This window comes from Tsukamurella sputi (assembly GCF_007858445.1).
Classification (GTDB): domain Bacteria; phylum Actinomycetota; class Actinomycetes; order Mycobacteriales; family Mycobacteriaceae; genus Tsukamurella; species Tsukamurella sputi.
Window position 1 is genome coordinate 1 of the sequence record NZ_VIGV01000139.1, and the last position, 575, is coordinate 575.

A 575-nucleotide genomic window follows, 5' to 3' on the forward strand; every position below is an offset into this window, starting at 1 on the left:
GTAGAGGGCCTGGGCACCGTCGAGCATCGCGATCTGGACCAGCTCGCGGCGCAGCACGGGCGACGCGGAGATGACGGGGAAGAACTCGCGGACCTGGTTGAACTGCAGCGCGTACGCGCCGCCGATCTCCGCGGTGCGCCGGCCCAGGGAGAAGCCGCCGGGCACGCGGCGGATCATGTCGCCGTCCTCGAGGGCCTGGCAGAGGTTGGCGCACGAGGACTTGGCGATGCCGAGGCCGCGGGCCAGGTCGCTCAGGCTCAGGGCGGGGCTCTCCGACTCCGCGAGCAGGGCGAGGATCCCGATGGCGCGGGTGACCGCGGGCGCGGGGGCGCGCGTCTCGTCGGGCATCAGTAGAACTCCACCGTGTCGACGACGTTCGCCATCGGCGCACCGTCGAGCAGGGCGGTGGCGTTGCGGGCGAAGAGGCGGGCGATGCGGGTGCCCTCCTGCCGGCTCAGCGCCGCCGTGTGCGGACTGGCGAGCACCTTCGGATGACCCCACAGCGGGCTCTCCTGCGGCAGCGGCTCGGTGGCGAAGACGTCGAGGGCCGCGAAGCCGACCCGCCCGTCGTCGAG

At 73.4% G+C, this 575-nt stretch carries 2 protein-coding genes; both read right to left on the reverse strand.

Annotated elements, in window-relative coordinates; translation table 11 throughout:
• A partial coding sequence (locus FK268_RS23510) for a helix-turn-helix domain-containing protein (protein ID WP_146437863.1) occupies positions 1 to 348 on the reverse strand: 348 nt, incomplete at its 3' end.
• The coding region (locus tag FK268_RS23515; RefSeq protein ID WP_269434256.1) for an NAD(P)-dependent oxidoreductase at positions 348 to 575 on the reverse strand (228 nt) is incomplete at its 5' end. The genes FK268_RS23510 and FK268_RS23515, both read right to left, overlap by 1 nt.